Annotated in this window: 14 protein-coding genes; 9 read left to right on the plus strand and 5 right to left on the minus strand. The window is 74.4% G+C overall.

All coding sequences use genetic code 11. From position 1 onward, the window contains the following. The first annotated feature begins 11 nt into the window (after positions 1-11). On the plus strand, positions 12-1424 hold the full coding sequence (locus tag ABZZ17_RS10680; RefSeq protein ID WP_356874222.1) for a HAMP domain-containing sensor histidine kinase: 1413 nt from the start codon (positions 12-14) through the stop codon (positions 1422-1424). 16 nt (positions 1425-1440) lie between these two features. Here the strand turns inward: ABZZ17_RS10680 and ABZZ17_RS10685 are convergent, their stop codons facing one another. After that, the gene (locus ABZZ17_RS10685) at positions 1441-3597 is read right to left on the minus strand and encodes an endo-beta-N-acetylglucosaminidase (protein WP_356874224.1); all 2157 of its coding nucleotides are present in this window, start codon (positions 3595-3597) and stop codon (positions 1441-1443) included. 23 nt (positions 3598-3620) lie between these two features. Further along, positions 3621-4880 carry a glycosyl hydrolase gene (locus tag ABZZ17_RS10690; protein ID WP_356874226.1) on the minus strand — a complete coding sequence of 420 codons (1260 nt, stop codon included), beginning with the start codon at positions 4878-4880 and terminating at the stop codon, positions 3621-3623. Positions 4881-5260: 380 nt separating this feature from the next. Here ABZZ17_RS10690 and ABZZ17_RS10695 point away from each other — a divergent pair, with 380 nt between their 5' ends. Together ABZZ17_RS10695 and ABZZ17_RS10700 are read left to right on the plus strand one after the other, a co-directional pair. Beyond that, the gene (locus ABZZ17_RS10695; RefSeq protein ID WP_356874228.1) at positions 5261-6289 is read left to right on the plus strand and encodes a LacI family DNA-binding transcriptional regulator; all 1029 of its coding nucleotides are present in this window, start codon (positions 5261-5263) and stop codon (positions 6287-6289) included. Positions 6290-6379: 90 nt separating this feature from the next. After that, positions 6380-7303, plus strand: a complete 924-nt coding sequence (locus ABZZ17_RS10700; protein ID WP_356874398.1) for an ROK family protein — start codon at positions 6380-6382, stop codon at positions 7301-7303. A gap of 15 nt (positions 7304-7318) precedes the next feature. Here ABZZ17_RS10700 and ABZZ17_RS10705 read toward each other — a convergent pair whose 3' ends face one another. Further along, the gene (locus tag ABZZ17_RS10705; protein WP_356874230.1) at positions 7319-8314 is read right to left on the minus strand and encodes a TAXI family TRAP transporter solute-binding subunit; all 996 of its coding nucleotides are present in this window, start codon (positions 8312-8314) and stop codon (positions 7319-7321) included. 121 nt (positions 8315-8435) lie between these two features. Here ABZZ17_RS10705 and miaB point away from each other — a divergent pair, with 121 nt between their 5' ends. Together miaB and ABZZ17_RS10715 are read left to right on the plus strand one after the other, a co-directional pair. Beyond that, complete coding sequence (gene miaB / locus ABZZ17_RS10710; RefSeq protein ID WP_356874232.1) at positions 8436-9941, plus strand: tRNA (N6-isopentenyl adenosine(37)-C2)-methylthiotransferase MiaB; 1506 nt, start codon at positions 8436-8438, stop codon at positions 9939-9941. Between the two features lie 74 nt (positions 9942-10015). Continuing rightward, complete coding sequence (locus ABZZ17_RS10715) at positions 10016-10723, plus strand: hypothetical protein (protein WP_356874234.1); 708 nt, start codon at positions 10016-10018, stop codon at positions 10721-10723. A 70-nt stretch (positions 10724-10793) separates the two neighbouring features. On the opposite strand, the gene ABZZ17_RS10720 is transcribed toward ABZZ17_RS10715, so the two are convergent. Then, complete coding sequence (locus tag ABZZ17_RS10720; RefSeq protein WP_356874236.1) at positions 10794-11039, minus strand: antitoxin; 246 nt, start codon at positions 11037-11039, stop codon at positions 10794-10796. 24 nt (positions 11040-11063) lie between these two features. Continuing rightward, a complete protein-coding gene (locus tag ABZZ17_RS10725) occupies positions 11064-11294 on the minus strand; it encodes a hypothetical protein (RefSeq protein WP_356874238.1) in 231 nt (76 codons plus the stop codon). A 186-nt stretch (positions 11295-11480) separates the two neighbouring features. Between ABZZ17_RS10725 and miaA the strand changes: the two genes are divergently transcribed. From miaA to ABZZ17_RS10745, 4 genes are all read left to right on the plus strand, one after another. Then, positions 11481-12419, plus strand: a complete 939-nt coding sequence (gene miaA / locus ABZZ17_RS10730) for a tRNA (adenosine(37)-N6)-dimethylallyltransferase MiaA (RefSeq protein ID WP_356874240.1) — start codon at positions 11481-11483, stop codon at positions 12417-12419. A gap of 168 nt (positions 12420-12587) precedes the next feature. Beyond that, positions 12588-13085, plus strand: a complete 498-nt coding sequence (locus ABZZ17_RS10735; protein ID WP_356874242.1) for a hypothetical protein — start codon at positions 12588-12590, stop codon at positions 13083-13085. 122 nt (positions 13086-13207) lie between these two features. Next, a complete protein-coding gene (gene dapF / locus ABZZ17_RS10740) occupies positions 13208-14083 on the plus strand; it encodes a diaminopimelate epimerase (protein WP_356874244.1) in 876 nt (291 codons plus the stop codon). Positions 14084-14223: 140 nt separating this feature from the next. Continuing rightward, positions 14224-16305: an HD domain-containing protein gene (locus ABZZ17_RS10745; RefSeq protein ID WP_356874246.1), complete on the plus strand. Its 2082-nt coding sequence runs from the start codon at positions 14224-14226 to the stop codon at positions 16303-16305. Positions 16306-16431 lie beyond the last annotated feature (126 nt).

A 16431-nucleotide genomic window follows, 5' to 3' on the forward strand; every position in this document is an offset into this window, starting at 1 on the left:
GGGGTCCCGCCGTGCGCACCCGCCTGCTCCCGCTCCTCGTCGTCCTCATGGCGGGCGTCCTGCTCGCGCTCGGTTTCCCCCTCGCAGTGAGCCTGGCCGCCGGGCAGCAGCAGAACGTGATCGTCGACCGCATCGACGACAGCGCCCGCTTCGCCGCCCTCGCCCAGTTCGTCATCGACGCCGAGGGATCGGGCTCCACCGGCGCCGACGAACGCCGCGAGACCCTCCAGCAGGAACTCGCCCGCTACCAGGAGCTCTACGGCATCCGCGTGGGCATCTTCAGCCGCGACGACAACGCCATGGCCCGTGCCCCCGGCTGGTGGGAGCTCCCCGACACCCGCGAGGGCCGCCAGGCCTTCGAAGAGGCGCTCGCCGGCCGGCGCAGCCACGATCCGCCGCAGGTGTGGCCCTGGCAGACCAAGGGCAAACTGCTCGTCGCCTCCCCGGTCGTCCTCGACGGGGACGTGGTCGCCGTCGTCGTCACCGAATCGCCCACCGAACAGATGCGCGCCCGGATCCTGCGGGGCTGGCTGTACATCGCGGCCGGTCTCGCCGCCGCCATGCTGCTCGCCTTCGGCGCGGCCCTGCGGCTCACCAGCTGGGTCCTCAAGCCCGTGCGGACCCTGGACGCCGCCGCGCACGGCATCGCCACCGGCCGGATGAACTCCCGCGTCGCGGCCGCCGGCGGCCCCCCGGAACTCCAGCGCCTCGCCCGCTCGTTCAACGAGATGGCCGACAACGTGGAAGAGGTACTGGAGCAGCAGCGGGCGTTCGTCGCCGACGCCTCCCACCAGCTGCGCAACCCCCTCGCCGCGCTGCTCCTGCGCATCGAGCTCCTCGCCCTCGAACTGCCCGAGGGCAACGAGGAGATCGCCTCCGTGCGCACCGAGGGCAAACGCCTGACCCAGGTCCTGGACGACCTGCTGGACCTGGCGCTGGCCGAACACGCCTCCGCCGAGATCAGCCTCACCGACATCGGGGCGCTCACCGCCGAGCGGGTCGCCGCCTGGCGGCCCTACGCCGAGGAGAAGGGCGTACGGCTCACCGAGACGGGCCGGTCCGCCGTCACCGGCTGGGCCGACCCCATCGCCCTGTCCAGCGCGCTCGACGCCGTCATCGACAACGCCCTGAAGTTCACCCCGGACGGGGAAGAGGTAGAGGTCTCCGTCTCCGCCGCCGGGCGCAGCGCGCTCGTCGTCGTCGCCGACCGGGGGCCCGGCCTGACCGAGGAGGAGCTGCTGCGCGTCGGCGACCGCTTCTGGCGCAGCGGCCGCCACCAGAACGTCAAGGGCTCCGGGCTCGGCCTGTCCATCTCCCGCGCCCTGCTCGCCGGGGGCGGCGGGACCCTCTCCTACGAGACGAACCCGCCGCACGGGCTGCGCGTCACGGTCGCCGTGCCGCGCACCGACCCGCACAACCCCTGACCCCTCCCGCGGCGCCCTACCAGGCGAGCTCCGTGCGGGCGGGCGCCGAGGCCATGTACGTCTCCCCGACCGACCGCAGCTCGAAGACCGCCGCCCGCTCCCGCCCGGCGCGGGTGACCCGGGGGACGTGGAGGGCGGCGGCGCAGGTGCCGCCGAGGAAGCGGCGGGTGCCGTCGGGGAGGAGGCGGTGGAGCTCGTAGTGGCGGACCGGCCCGGCTGCCCGGTCCCACGACAGGCGCAGCTCGGCCTCGTCACCCCGGCGGACCGAGGCCGTCACCTTCAGGTGGGCGGGCGGGGCCGGGCGCCGGGTGCGGGCGGTGTCGCGTACCGACAGGGCCCCGAGCCGCCAGGACACCGGCTCCTTCCCGCCCGGGGTGATCCGTACGGCCAGGGCGTACGCGGTACTCCCGGCCAGCGCCGCGAGGGGGACGCGGGTGGTCCGCCAGCCCCGGCCGCCGGCCGGCGCCGCCGCGCGCAGCCACGTGTACGGGACGGGGTCGCCGGGAGCGGCCGGCTCGCGCGTGGCGACCCCGAACTCGACGGAGACCGGGCCGGCCCCGGTGCGGTGGACCAGCTCGGCGACGGTGGTGCGGGTCAGCGGGAGCCGGGTCGCGTGCAGCCCTACGGCGGCGGGGGCGGTGAGCCGGCCCGACACGAGGAGGCTGGAGCCGCCGCGCCAGGCGTCCGCAAAGTCCAGCCCGACGGTGGGGCGTTCGCCGGCGGTGTCCACCACCCAGCGGCGGCCCGGCAGCCGGTCCTGGAGGGCGAGGTGGCTCCACGGGGTCTCGCCGGACACCTCGCCGTCCTCGTACCAGCGCAGCCCGTGCCCGGTGTTGAAGGAGCAGGCGAAGGGCAGCCCGGTGACGGTGGACCGGTCGGCGACGGCCGTGGCGGGGGCCCGCCAGCCGGATCCGGGGGCGGGTCTGGCCGGGTCGAGGGACTCGCCGGTCCAGAACAGGTCGTCGGAGAGGTGGAAGGCACCGGGGGAGCGGTCGGTGAGGTGGTTGCGGGTCCACTCGGGCCGGTAGAAGCCGTAACTGACGACGTGGTCGCGGTCGCGCGGGATGATCGCGTCCCAACGGACCTGTGAGTGGCGGCCGTTGGACTCCACGTCCACGGCCGCCCACAGTTCGTGGCGGGAGCGGCCCAGCCGGTCGGCGAGGGCCCCGGAGGCGGCGAGGGTCTCCTGCGTCCAGCGGAAGTCCACGAACAGGGTGTCCGCGACCTTCCCCGCCCGGTCCTCGAAGAACTCCTGGTTGAGCGCGTTGAGGGCGCCCTGCCAGCCGACGCTCCCGGTGATGTTCATGGCGTCGTACCAGGTGATGCGCAGTCCGTGCGGTGCGCCCGCCGCCCGCAGGGCGCGCAGGAACTCCCGCGTCCGGGATGCCAGCGCGCTGTCGCCGCCGTCGGTCTCGGCGTTGACGAACCAGCCGTCGAACCCGTGGGTCAGGGCGACTTGGACGAGTTTCTCCGCCAGCGGGAAACGGCCGAGGGGGTCGCGCTGGACCAGGTCGCGCGTCCACCGCAGGTCGCCGCCGTAGGCGACGGGCGGCAGGAACACGTTGCCGAGGACCCGGACGCCGTTGCGGTGGGCGGCGTCGGTCACCGGCGCGTTCGGCGCGAGGACGATGCCCTCGCCGGCGGAGCCGCCCCAGAAGACCAGCTCGTCGATGTACGCCCAGTGCGTGAGGGCGTACGAGTCGGCGGTCGCCGACCCCTGGGAGGGGTTCCCCGCCGTGGGCCCGAACGAGACCAGCGAGGCGATGCGGGCCTGGCCCGCGCGGGCGTCACGGTGCGGGGGCACGGGGGTGAAGCGCGGGGCCAGCGGGATGGTCGCCGCGTTGTGGGCCAGGTCGGGGTCGGACTCCGGGGTCCACGCCTTCAGCGAGCGCCACACGATCCCGGCGCCGGGCTCGCCCGGGGGCAGGGAGTCGGGGAACCAGTAGGAGGCGTACGGGGTCAGGCCGGGATTGGGGGTCGGGGCCTGAGTCGGGGCCGGAGGGGCCGCCCGCGCCGGGCTGGGCGCGGTTAGCAGCACGGCGGCGCCGGCCCCGGCGGCCAGCACCGTACGCCGGGCCGGCCGCCCGGCGGTGCCCGGAGCGGTGCCGCCGGGCGGGCCCCCGCCGGGTGCCGGGGACGTACGGGACGCTGCGTCCGGGGCGGTCTCGGACATGCGGGTCTCCTCACGGGGGGCGGTCAGGTGACGTCGGGCACGCGCAGCACCTCGGTGATGCCGCGCGCGGACAGGTGGGCCGGATCCCCGGCGCGTTCCGCCAGGACGGCCGTGGGGCGCACCCCCTGGGCCGTCAGCGCGGCCCAGGCCTCGAAGAACGCGCCGCCGGGGGCGCACACCGAACGGCGCGGGGCGTCCGGCAGCCCGCCGGCGTCCAGGACGAGGGCCGTGGACCGGGGTTCCGGGCGGTGCTCACGGCCCCGCCACCGCTCGGCGATCCGGGCGACGGCGGCGCCGGCGGGCTTGGTCCGGCGGTCGTTGGTGAGCAGGCCGAGCCCGTACTCCAGTTCCGGGAAGTCCGCGAGGTCCCGGGACACGTCGTGCGAGCACCACCAGGTCACCCCCCACAGGTCCGGGCAGTCCAGGGCGTTCGCCACGGTGGCCTCGGCGAACCGGGCGGCGTCCTCGGGCCGGATCAGCGGGGCGGGCGCACCGACCTCCTGGAGCCACACCGGGCGGTGCGGGTCCAGGGCCCACGCCTTGGACAGCTCGATCAGGTAGGCGGCGTGGTGCTCGGTCGCCGTCCCGGTGGGGCCGTGGCGCTGCGCGGTGCCGTTGAACACCCACGAGTGCACGGCGGTGGCCCGGCCGAGGCGGGCCGCCTGGGCGGGGGTGAAGGGGTGCCCGTCCTGGTACCAGGCGGCGTCGTACTCGGCGTGCAGGTGGAACCCGCCCGGGGCGCCCTCCTCGCAGGCGGCCAGCATCCGCTCCAGCCAGCGCTGCGCCCCGGCGGCGGTGATGCGGTCGGGGTCGGGGTGCGGCTCCCCGGCGAACTGGTTGACCTCGTTGCCGACCGTCATGCCGAGGAAGTTCGGCCGGCCGGCGAGGGCGGCGGCCAGTGTGCGCAGGTACTCCGCCTGCCCGGCCACCACGTCCGGATCCCCGAAGAGGTTGCGCCGGTGCCAGGTCCCCGTCCAGGCGGGCAGGAAGTCGAAGCTCGACAGGTGCCCCTGGAGCCCGTCCACGGCGACGTCGAGCCCGCGCTCGGCCGCGGCGTCGGCGAGCGCGACCAGCTGCTCGACGGCGCGCGGCCGGATCAGGGTGCGGTTCGGCTGGAACAGCGGCCACAGCGGGAACACCCGGACGTGGTCCAGGCCGAGCCCGGCGACCGAGTCGAGATCGGCTCTGACCTCGTCGAGGTCGAAGTCCAGCCAGTGGTGGAACCACCCCCGGGTCGGGGTGTAATTCGCGCCGAAGCGGAGCGTGCGCGGGGCGTGCGGCATGAAACGTCCTGGAGTTCAGGGGAATTCACCGGATGCCACAAGCTGCCGCCCGGACGGGGGAAAGTCAACAGGGCCTCCATATTCATCCACACGGATTCTCCGGCTGCGGCACTTATGCGCTTCAGGCCCGTTGACAGGCGGGCTGCACGCCTCGACGGTGATCACACTAATGCGGTTTAGTTGGCCGTGTCGATCAGGCCGGAGGCCGGATGTCATCCCGGAAAGCAGGGCGAAATGGACAGCGGAATTTCGGTCACCCCGGTCGCAGGGCCGCGCCGAACCGCGCGCCCTCGTCGGCGGCACCTGGAGGGCGGCCCGCCGGGGCGGGATCGCGTACGGTCCGCCCATCGCAGTCCACGTCACCGAGGGATGAGGCAGGCATGGCCCGCAGACCCACCATCAAGGACATCGCCCGCCGCGCCGGGGTGTCGGAGAGCGCCGTCTCCTTCGCGCTCAACGACCGGCCCGGGGTGTCCGACGGCACGCGCGCCCGGGTCCGGCAGGTCGCCGAGGAACTCGGCTGGCAGCCCAACAGCGCCGCCCGCGCCCTGTCCGGGGAACGCTCCGGAGCCGTCGGACTGGTCCTGGCCCGCCCCGCGCACACCCTCGGCGTCGAATCGTTCTTCCTCCAACTCGTCTCCGGCATCCAGGAGGTGCTCGCGGCCGACCGCACCGCCCTGCTCTTCCAGGTGGTGGAGGACATCGACGCCGAATGCGCCGTCTACCGCCGCTGGTGGGCGGAGCGGCGCGTCGACGGGGTCCTCGTCGTCGACCCCCGTACGCGCGACCCGCGCCCGGAACTCCTCGCCTCGCTCGGCCTGCCCGCCGTCATGATCGGCGGCAGTGGGGAGCCCGGCCCCTCCTCCGTCTGGGCCGACGACGCCCGGGCCATGGCCGAGGTCCTGGACCACCTGCACGCCCTGGGCCACCGCCGGATCACCCACGTCGCCGGCCTGCCCGGACTCGCCCACACCGCCCGCCGCATCGCCTCCCTGAACGCCGAGGCACGGCGCCTCGGCTTCGAGGAGGGCCGGGTGAGCTCGGTGACCACCGACTACTCCGACACCGAGGGCGCGGCCGCCACCCGCCGGGTCCTCGCCCAGCCGGAGCCGCCGACGGCGCTCGTCTACGACAACGACGTGATGGCGGTGGCCGGCAGCGCCGTCGCCGCCGAGCTCGGCATCGCCGTGCCCGGCCGGCTCTCCATCGTCGCCTGGGACGACTCCGCCCTGTGCCGGGTCACCCACCCCCGGCTCACCGCGCTCGTCCGCGACACCGCCGGATTCGGCCGGCTGGCCGCCGAGGAACTCCTCGCCGTCCTCGCCGGAGCCGCCCCCCGGGCCCGGGAGAGCGAGCTGCCCCGGCTCGAACCCCGCGAGAGTACGGCCCCGCCCACGGCCGCATACTGAGAACCGACCCCTTCCAGGAGCGCCGCCGTGACCACTCCCACCTCTGCCTTCCCCGCGCCCCGCGCGGCCGCCGCGGCCACCGGTCCGAGCGTGGCGATCGACATCGGCGGCACCAAGATCGCCGGCGCGCTGGTCCAGCCCGACGGCACCATGACGGCGGCCACCCGCCGCCCGACCCCGCGCGGCGGGGACGCCGAGGCGGTGATGGCGGCGGTCGCGGAGGTCATCGCCGAACTGTCCGCAGCCCCCCTGTGGCCGCAGGCCGTCCGCTGCGGCATCGGCAGCGCGGGGCCCGTGGACACCTCCCGGGGCACCGTGAGCCCGGTCAACATCGGCGCCTGGCGGGACTTCCCCGTCCAGGCCCGCGTCGCCGCCGAGCTGGAGGCGCGCGGGGCCCGCGTCCCGACCGTCCTGGCCGGCGACGGCGTGGCCATGACGGCGGCGGAGCACTGGCTGGGCGCGGCCCGGGGGCACGCGAACGCCCTGTGCATGGTCGTCTCGACCGGCGTGGGCGGCGGCCTGGTCCTGAACAACCAGCTCCACCCCGGCCCCACCGGCAACGCGGGCCACATCGGCCACATCAGCGTCGCCTTCGACGGAGAGCGCTGCGTCTGCGGCGGTCACGGCTGCGTCGAATCCCTCGCCTCGGGCACCGCCATCGCCCGCTGGGCCCTCGCCCAGGGCTGGACCGGCCCCGACCCGACCGCCGCCGGGGTCGCGGCCTCCGCCGCGGCGGGCGACCCCGTCGCGCTGGCCGCCTTCGACCGCGCCGGCCGGGCCCTCGCCGCCGCCATCGCGGCCACCGCCACGCTCGTCGAGACCGACATCGCCGTCATCGGGGGCGGGGTCGCCGCCGCCGGGGACACCCTCTTCGCGCCGGTCCGCCGCCACCTGGCCTCGTACGCGACCCTGGGGTTCGTGGCGGGCCTCCAGGTCGTCCCGGCCACCCTCGGCACCCACGCGGGCCTGATCGGCGCGGCCGCGGCGGCGATGATGCTGCTGCCCGCCGCCTGACGGTCACCCGACGGGCTACGGCTTCACCGACCGGTAGTACCGGCGGGCCCCCTCGTGCAGGTCCAGCGGGTCCGTGTAGATCGCCGTCCGCAGGTCCACCAGCTGGGCGGCGTGCACCTGGTGCCCGATCCGGTCCCGGCTGAGGATCACCGTCCGCGTGAACTGCTCCGTCAGCTGCGCGCTGGTGTCCTCCCGGGTCACCAGCAGGTTCGGCACGGCCACCGTCGCCACCGCCGACGTGTTGCGGGCCCGCGCGTACGCGTCCTGCGGCATCACCGCCGCCCGGTAGTACCGCGCCGGGCTCCCGCCGGCCTGGAGCTGCTCCACCAGGTCGCCGAGCTGCACCAGCCGGATCTCGAAGCGCTCCGACAGCTCCCGCACCGCGGTCGTCGGCAGCCCGCCCGACCAGAAGAAGGCGTCGATCCGGCCCGCCTCCAGCTCCGCCGGCATGGTGTCGATCCCTATGGCGACCGGGGTGATGTCCCGCGCCGGGTTCAGCTTGGCCGCGGTCAGCAGCCGCTCCGAGATCAACCGCACCCCGGAGCCGTCCTGGCCGATCGCCACCCGCTTGCCCCGCAGGTCACGGGCCGACTGCACCGAGGATCCGGCGGGCACCACCAGCTGCACGTAGTCGTCGTAGAGCCGTGCGCAGCCGCGCAGCCGCTCCGCGCCCGGCTTCCCGTCGAGGCGGTACTTGGACACCGCGTCCGCCGTCGCCACCGTGAAGTCGGCCTGGCCCGAAGCCACCCGGCTCAGGTTCTGCTGCGAGCCCTCACTGGTCTCCAGCCGGACCCGCACCCCGGGCAGGTTCTGCGCGAGGGCCTGCTCCAGCAGCTGGCCGTAGCGGTGGTAGACGCCGCTACGGACGCCCGAGCTGAAGGTGAGGTCCCCCTTCAGTTCCGAATCGCCGAAGGGCCGCAGCCACCACAGCAGCGCCCCGAGCACGGCCAGTACCGCCACCAGGCCCTGTAGGGCGCGGCGCCGGCCGGGACGGGTCGGGAGGAGGGGCATGCCGGCGATCCTGCCACCCGCCCGCCGTCCTGTCACGGCGGAGCCGCCCGCCCCCGGTGCCCCGCGGGGACGGCGACCGAGACCGCGCCCGGGGCCCGGGACCAACCCTTACCCTTGTGGGGTGAGTGTCGAGGGCGAGGCTGCTGTTTTGAAGACGTACGAGGTACGCACCTACGGGTGCCAGATGAACGTGCACGACTCCGAGCGGCTTTCCGGTCTGCTGGAGGGCGCCGGCTACACGCGGGCGCCCGAGGGCTGCGACGGCGACGCCGACGTGGTCGTCTTCAACACCTGCGCGGTCCGGGAGAACGCCGACAACAAGCTGTACGGCAACCTCGGCCGGCTCGCCCCGATGAAGACGAAGCGCCCCGGCATGCAGATCGCCGTCGGCGGCTGCCTCGCGCAGAAGGACCGCGACACGATCGTCAAGAGGGCCCCCTGGGTCGACGTCGTCTTCGGTACGCACAACATCGGCAAGCTGCCCGTCCTCCTGGAGCGCGCCCGCGTCCAGGAGGAGGCGCAGATCGAGATCGCCGAGTCGCTGGAGGCCTTCCCCTCCACGCTCCCGACCCGCCGCGAGTCCGCGTACGCCGCCTGGGTGTCGATCTCCGTCGGCTGCAACAACACCTGCACCTTCTGCATCGTCCCGGCGCTGCGCGGCAAGGAGGAGGACCGCCGTCCCGGCGACATCCTCGCCGAGGTCGAGGCGCTCGTCGCCGAGGGCGTCTCCGAGATCACCCTGCTCGGCCAGAACGTCAACGCCTACGGCTCCGACCTGGGCGACCGCGAGGCCTTCAGCAAGCTGCTGCGCGCCTGCGGGCAGATCGAGGGCCTGGAGCGGGTCCGCTTCACCTCCCCGCACCCGCGCGACTTCACCGACGACGTGATCGCGGCCATGGCCGAGACCCCGAACGTGATGCCGCAGCTGCACATGCCCCTGCAGTCCGGTTCCGACCCGATCCTCAAGGCGATGCGCCGGTCGTACCGGCAGGAGCGTTTCCTCGGCATCATCGAGAAGGTCCGCGCCGCGATCCCGCACGCCGCGATCTCCACCGACATCATCGTGGGCTTCCCCGGTGAGACGGAGGAGGACTTCCAGCAGACGATGCACACCGTCCGCGAGGCCCGCTTCGCGAACGCCTTCACCTTCCAGTACTCCAAGCGCCCCGGCACCCCCGCGGCCGACATGGACGGGCAGATCCCCAAGGAGGTCGTCCAGGAGCGCTACATGCGCCTGGTCGCCCTCCAGGAGGAGATCTCCTGGGAGGAGAACAAGAAGCAGGTCGGCCGCACCCTGGAGGTCATGGTCGCCGAGGGCGAGGGCCGCAAGGACGGTGCCACGCACCGCCTGTCCGGCCGCGCCCCCGACAACCGCCTCGTGCACTTCACGAAGCCGGACGAGGACGTCCGTCCCGGCGACGTGGTGACCGTGGACGTCACCTACGCCGCCCCGCACCACCTCCTGGCCGAGGGCCCGACCCGCGCCGTGCGCCGCACCCGGGCCGGCGACGCCTGGGAGAAGCGCAACGCGGCCCCGGACCGGCCGGCCGGCGTGATGCTGGGCATCCCGACCCTCGGAGTCCCGGCCCCGCTGCCCGTCGCCACCTCGGGCTGCGCGATCGACTGACCGTCAGACGACCCAGTGCCGGCGGTCGGGGCTTCACCGGCGGGATCCGGAGGGGATGGCCTAGGCTGCGGATCATGCTCGTAGCCGCCGCCGTCTGCCCCGCCCCGCCGCTCCTCGTGCCGGAGGTCGCCGCGGGGGCCGCCGCCGAACTGGGCGGGGCCCGTACCGCCTGCTCGGACGCGCTGGCCGTGCTCGCCGCCTCCCGGCCCGACCTGCTGGTCGTCGTCGGGGCCGCCGACCAGGACCACCTCGGGCCCTACCCCCAGGGCTCCCGGGGCACCTTCCGCGGCTTCGGCGTCGCGGCCGACGTCACGCTCGGAGAAGGCGACGAGGGGCCGCGCCTGCTGCCGACCTCCCTCGCCGTGGGCGCCTGGCTGCTCGGGCACGCCCGCTGGGGCGCCGCCCCCGTGGAGGGGCTGGGCGTCGCCGGACTGCTGGAACCGGAGCACTGCCTGGAAGCCGGCCGGGAACTCGCCGCACGGGACGGACGCGTCGCGCTGCTCGTCATGGGGGACGGCAGCGCCTGCCGGACCCTGAAGGCCCCCGGCTACCTCGACGAGCGCGCCGCCGCCTTCGACGCGGCCGCCGCCCGGGCCCTCGGCGCCGCCGACACCGCCGCCCTCACCGCCCTCGACGCCGGGCTCGCCCACGAGCTCCAGGCCGCCGGCCGGGCCCCCTGGCAGGTCCTCGCGGGCGCCGCCGAAACCGCGGGCCTCGACGGCCGCCTGCTCTACGAGGACGCCCCGTACGGGGTCGGCTACTTCGTCGCCGCCTGGTCCTGACCCGGAGCGCCGACCGGCACGCCGAAGGGGCGCGGGACCGTCCCGGTCCCGCGCCCCTTCCGCGACCGCGTCAGGAAGCCGCCGGCGGCGTCGGCCCGCCGGGAGCGTCCTTGTGCGCGATCTTGCCCAGCGCGTCCTTCGCCTTGCCCGTGCCGCTCGTGATCTGGCCGCTGTACTTGCCCTTGGTCTTGGAGTCGACGGCCTTCGCCACCTTGTCCAGACCCTCGCCGATCCTGCCCTCGTGCTGCTGCGCGAGGTCGCCGACCTTGTCCTTCGCCGGAGCGAGCTTGGCCTTGAGGTTGTCGAGCAGGCCCATGGGCCACCTTCCAGTGGTGAGCGGTTACGTACGGGCGCCCTCGCCGGCCTCGCTGTCCGCGGCCGCCTCCACCGACTGCTGCTTCGGGATCTCCACGGCTTCCGCCGCCGGAGCCCCGGCCGCCGGCTCGGCCTCCGCGGCCCGTCCGGCCGGCTCGGTCTCAGCCGCCGGCGTCTCCGCCGGCTCGGCCTCGGCCGCGACCGTCTCGGTCGCTACCTCGTCCTTACGGCCAAAAAACCGGCTGAAAACGCCCATGTCTGCTCCTATAACGTTACTCGTGGGAGTGAAGTTCCGCCCCGGCCGAACCGGCCTCCACCCGGCGCACACAAGGCGTGCGCCGGGCCGGAACCTCTTGGGGGGCAACGACCCCGCCGGCGGCCCGTCACGTAACTCGATCGGGTACATGGCCGTGCCTTGACCGGGGGCTGCGAGACTGTGTCGGTGAGGAAAGCAGCCCCCGCCCCGCGGGTCATCGCCGTCGTCGGTCCCACCGCGGCCGGAAAGTCCGACCTGGGCGTCGCCCTGGCCCGCCATTTCGACGGCGAAGTCGTCAACGCCGACTCCATGCAGCTGTACCGGGGGATGGACATCGGCACCGCCAAGCTGACGACCGAGGAACGCGGCGGCGTCCCGCACCACCTCCTCGACATCTGGGACGTCACGGAGACCGCCAGCGTCGCCGAGTACCAGCGCCTCGCCCGCGCCGCGATCGACGCCCTGCTCGCCGAGGGCCGCACCCCCGTCCTCGTCGGCGGCTCCGGGCTGTACGTGCGCGGCGCCCTCGACGCCATGGAGTTCCCGGGCACCGACCCCGAGGTCCGGGCCCGGCTGGAGGAGGAGGCGACCCTCCGCGGCCCCGGAGCCCTCCACGCCCGCCTCGCGGCGCTGGACCCGGCCGCCGCCCACGCGATCCTGCCCAGCAACGGCCGCCGGATCGTCCGGGCCCTGGAGGTCATCGAGATCACCGGCCGGCCCTTCACCGCGAACCTGCCCGGCCACGACTCGGTCTACGACACCGTGCAGATCGGCGTGGACGTCGCCCGCCCGGAACTCGACGAGCGCATCGCGCTGCGCGTCGACCGGATGTGGGAGGCGGGCCTGGTCGACGAGGTCCGCACCCTGGAGGCCCGCGGCCTGCGTGACGGAATCACCGCTTCCCGCGCGCTGGGCTACCAACAGGTCCTCACCGCCCTCGCGGGAGGGTGCACCGAGGACGAGGCCCGCGCCGAGACCGTACGGGCCACCAAGCGCTTCGCCCGCCGCCAGGACTCGTGGTTCCGCCGCGACCCCCGCGTGCACTGGCTCAGCGGCGCCGCCGCGGACCGCCGGGAACTCCCCGGACTCGCGCAGTCGTTGGTCGAACGAGCGGTCACAGCCTGATCACGTGATGGCATCGGGACGCCCCGCGAGCCCGTCCGGGGCCCGGGACCGTGCCATCATCAAACTTCTGAACAGCGACGTACGAAGTCCGAGTGGGGAGGGCGCGTGGCTATGGAGGCCGGCCCTCGTGACACCGGGCGGGACGACATCAGGCGGGAAGCGGACCCGATGCTTCACAGCGGGCCCGGGCGGACCGGCGACAGCCCCGGTCCGGACGCGCCGGGCGGACCGGACACCCCCGACGGGCTCGGCCTGCCCGCCGACCCCGCACGGCTGACCACCGACGGCCCCGACGCCCCGGAGCCCGGTGCGGAGGCCGCCTCCGCCCCCGAGTTCGAGGTCGAGCTGCGCCCGCAGCGGCGCCTGCGGATCTGGCAGATCGCCCCCATCGTGATCCTGGCCGCCTCCGGGTCCCTGATGTTCGCCTTCCCCCTCGCCTTCGAGTTCGGCGACGGCGGAGCCGTGGTCGCCATGCTCGGCTTCCTCATCTGCTGCTGCGCCGGCGGCTGGGGCATGATGGCCGCCCGCCGCGTGGGCTACTCCTGGCCCGGGCTCCCGCCGCGCGGGAGCGGCCGCCGCCCCGACTGGCGGATGGCCGCGCTGTACGCGCTGGTCGCGCTGGCCGTCGTAGCACTCGCCGTGTACCGGGTGGCCCGGCTCCGCTAGTGCCGTGCCGGGCGCCGCGACCCGGTGGACCCTTCCGGTCACGGCACCAGCTCGTGTCGTACGGGCTGACGCCGCGCTGATCCCGCCCGACGCCTGCGCCGCCGCCTCGGTACGATGGCCCGGTGACGCACACCACCCTCTCCTTCCTCAAGGGTCACGGCACCGAGAACGACTTCGTGATCGTCCCGGACCCGGACAACGCCATCGAGCTGCCCGCATCCGCCGTCGTCGCCCTGTGCGACCGGCGGGCCGGCATCGGGGCCGACGGTGTGCTCCACGTGGTGCGGTCCGCCGCCCACCCCGACGCCGCGCACCTGGCCGACGAGGCCGAGTGGTTCATGGACTACCGCAACAGCGACGGCTCGGTCGCCGAGATGTGCGGCAACGGCGTACGCGTCTTCGCCCGCTACCTGCACCACGCCGGCCACGTCGAGCCCGGCGACCTCGCCGTCGCCACCCGTGGCGGCGTCAAGCAGGTCCACCTCGACAAGACCGGCGACGTCACCGTCTCCATGGGCCGCGCGACCCTCCCGGAGGGCGAGGTCACCGTCTCGGTCGGCGACCGCTCCTGGCCCGCGCGGAACGTGAACATGGGCAACCCGCACGCCGTGGCCTTCGTCGACAGTCTCGACGACGCCGGGACCCTGTACACGGCCCCGCCCTTCAGCCCCGCCGACGCGTACCCCACCGGGGTCAACGTCGAGTTCGTCGTCGACCGCGGCCCCCGCCACGTGGCCATGCGCGTCCACGAGCGCGGCTCCGGCGAGACCCGCTCCTGCGGCACCGGTGCCTGCGCCGTCGCCGTGGCCGCCATCCGGCGCGACGGCGCCGACCCCGCCCTCACCGGCGAACCGGTCGGCTACACCGTCGACCTGCCCGGCGGCACCCTCGTCATCACCGAGCACCCCGACGGGCGGATCGACATGACCGGACCCGCCGTCATCGTCGCCTCCGGCGAGTTCGAACCCACCTGGCTCAGCGAAACGGCTTTCGCCTGAAGATTCCCTCGCATGGGTGATCCGTTTCACGCTGAGCGAGAGGTGGACTGCGCCACGTGGTGGGGTCGGTAACATCAGGCACCGGCCCTGAGGGCTCACCCCATGCCCGCCACCGCCGGTCGAAGCCGCCGGAGGTGCCCATGAGTGCAGAGGCCACGAACCCCGAAGCACATGCCGAAGTGCGTCCTGAGCTGCGCAGACGGGGCCGGACGCGGCTCGATCTGCGGCGGCTCGGCCGGGCGGCCCTGCTCGGTCCCACGTCCCGCGACCGGCTCCCGGACGCGATCGGGCACGTAGCAGAAGCCCACCGCGCCCACCATCCGGACGCCGATCTGTCCGTTCTGCGGCGGGCCTACCTGCTCGCGGAGACCTCCCACCGCGGTCAGATGCGCAAGAGCGGTGAGCCGTACATCACACATCCGCTCGCCGTCACCCTCATCCTCGCCGAACTCGGCGCCGAGACGACGACCTTGACGGCCTCCCTCCTCCACGACACCGTCGAGGACACGGACGTGACCCTCGATCAGGTCCGCGAGGAGTTCGGCGACGAGGTCTGCTTCATCGTCGACGGCGTCACCAAGGTCGAGAAGATCGACTACGGCGCCGCCGCCGAACCCGAGACCTTCCGCAAGATGCTCGTCGCCACCGGCAACGACGTCCGCGTCATGTCCATCAAACTCGCCGACCGGCTGCACAACATGCGCACCCTCGGCGTGATGCGCCCCGAGAAACAGGAACGCATCGCGAAGGTGACCCGCGACGTCCTGATCCCCCTCGCCGAACGGCTCGGCGTCCAGGCCCTGAAGACCGAACTGGAAGACCTCGTCTTCGCGATCCTGCACCCCGAGGAGTACGAGCACACGCGCTCCCTCATCGCCGCCCACGCCGGCGAGGCCGACCCGCTCCCCGCCATCGCGGACTCCGTACGCGCCGTCCTGCGCGAGGCCGGCATCACCGCCGAGGTGCTCGTCCGGCCGCGGCACTTCGTCTCCGTCCACCGGATCGCGCGGGGACGCGGCGAACTGCGCGGCTCCGACTTCGGCCGCATCCTCGTCCTCGTCGCCGAGAACGCCGACTGCTACGCCGTGCTGGGGGAACTCCACACCTGCTTCACGCCCGTCGTCTCGGAGTTCAAGGACTTCGTGGCCGTACCGAAGTTCAACCTCTACCAGTCCCTGCACACCGCCGTCGCCGTCCCCGAGGGCTACGTCGCCGAAGTCATCGTCCGCACCCGGCAGATGCACCGCGTCGCCGAAGCCGGCGTGGTCGCCCTCGGCAATCCCTACGCCACCGGCGAGCCCGCCGACTGCGACGAGGAACGCGTCGACCCCACCCGGCCCGGCTGGCTGTCCCGGCTGCTCGACTGGCAGCAGTCCGCGCCCGACCCCGACACGTTCTGGACCGTCCTGCGCGCCGAACTCGCCCAGGACCGCGAGATCACCGTCTTCCGCGAGGACGGCAGCGCCTCCGGCACCATCAGCCTGCCCGCAGGGGCCAGCTGTATCGACGCCGCCTACGCCCAGCACGGCGAGGCGGCCCACGGCTGTATCGGCGCCCGCGTCAACGGGCGCCTCACCTCCCTGTCCTCCCCCCTCTCCGACGGGGACACCGTCCAGCTGCTGCTCGCCCAGGACGCCTCCTCCGGGCCCGCCGCCGACTGGCTGGACCACGCCAAGACCCCCGCCGCCCGGATCGCCATCAGCAGCTGGCTCCAGTCCCACCCGGACGGGGCCGGCCCCGCCACCGCCGCCCCCCGCGCACCGCTCTCCGTGATCGGGGCGCGCGGCGGCGGGGGCAACGCCGTCGCCGACCTGCCCGACGCCACCGTGCGCCTCGCCGGCTGCTGCACCCCGGTACCGCCGGACGCCGTCGCCGGGTTCCTCGTACGCGGCGGGGCCGTCACCGTGCACCGCGTCCAGTGCCCGGCCGTGGACCAGATGCGGTCCGTGGGCCGTACGTCCGTCGCCGTGCACTGGCGGGCCACGGCGGACTGCCGCGTCACGCTCCGCGCCGAATCGTTCGGCCGCCCGCACCTGCTGGCCGACCTCACCGAGGCGATCGCCCGCGAGGGCGTCGAGGTGGTCTCCGCGACCGTGGAACCGCCCGTCGAACAGCGGGTCCGCCACACGTACACGCTGCAACTGCCCGACGCGGCGGGACTGCCCGCCCTGATGCGCGCCATGCGCGACGTACCGGGCGTCTACGACGTGCGCCGCGCGTAGGGGGCCTTGCCGGTCGGGCGGCCGGACGGGCCGGGACCGGGGCCGGGGGAGTGGGGGAGTTGGGGGCGCAGGGGGAGCGCGGTGGGGGCGCGCATAGGCCGGTCCGTGGCCGGAGAGCCTCGTTCG

The organism is Streptomyces sp. NPDC006512, from assembly GCF_040611935.1.
Lineage (GTDB): Bacteria > Actinomycetota > Actinomycetes > Streptomycetales > Streptomycetaceae > Streptomyces.

What these genes read in the sequence shown, in the direction of transcription:
- ABZZ17_RS10720 (WP_356874236.1), bottom strand. Translation starts at nt 11,039, where the DNA reads ATGGGCCTGCTCGACAACCTCAAGGCCAAGCTCGCTCCGGCGAAGGAC.
- ABZZ17_RS10745 (WP_356874246.1), top strand. Translation starts at nt 14,224, where the DNA reads ATGAGTGCAGAGGCCACGAACCCCGAAGCACATGCCGAAGTGCGTCCT.
- ABZZ17_RS10725 (WP_356874238.1), bottom strand. Translation starts at nt 11,294, where the DNA reads ATGGGCGTTTTCAGCCGGTTTTTTGGCCGTAAGGACGAGGTAGCGACC.
- ABZZ17_RS10705 (WP_356874230.1), bottom strand. Translation starts at nt 8,314, where the DNA reads ATGCCCCTCCTCCCGACCCGTCCCGGCCGGCGCCGCGCCCTACAGGGC.
- ABZZ17_RS10695 (WP_356874228.1), top strand. Translation starts at nt 5,261, where the DNA reads ATGGCCCGCAGACCCACCATCAAGGACATCGCCCGCCGCGCCGGGGTG.
- ABZZ17_RS10715 (WP_356874234.1), top strand. Translation starts at nt 10,016, where the DNA reads ATGCTCGTAGCCGCCGCCGTCTGCCCCGCCCCGCCGCTCCTCGTGCCG.
- ABZZ17_RS10685 (WP_356874224.1), bottom strand. Translation starts at nt 3,597, where the DNA reads ATGTCCGAGACCGCCCCGGACGCAGCGTCCCGTACGTCCCCGGCACCC.
- ABZZ17_RS10690 (WP_356874226.1), bottom strand. Translation starts at nt 4,880, where the DNA reads ATGCCGCACGCCCCGCGCACGCTCCGCTTCGGCGCGAATTACACCCCG.
- ABZZ17_RS10735 (WP_356874242.1), top strand. Translation starts at nt 12,588, where the DNA reads ATGCTTCACAGCGGGCCCGGGCGGACCGGCGACAGCCCCGGTCCGGAC.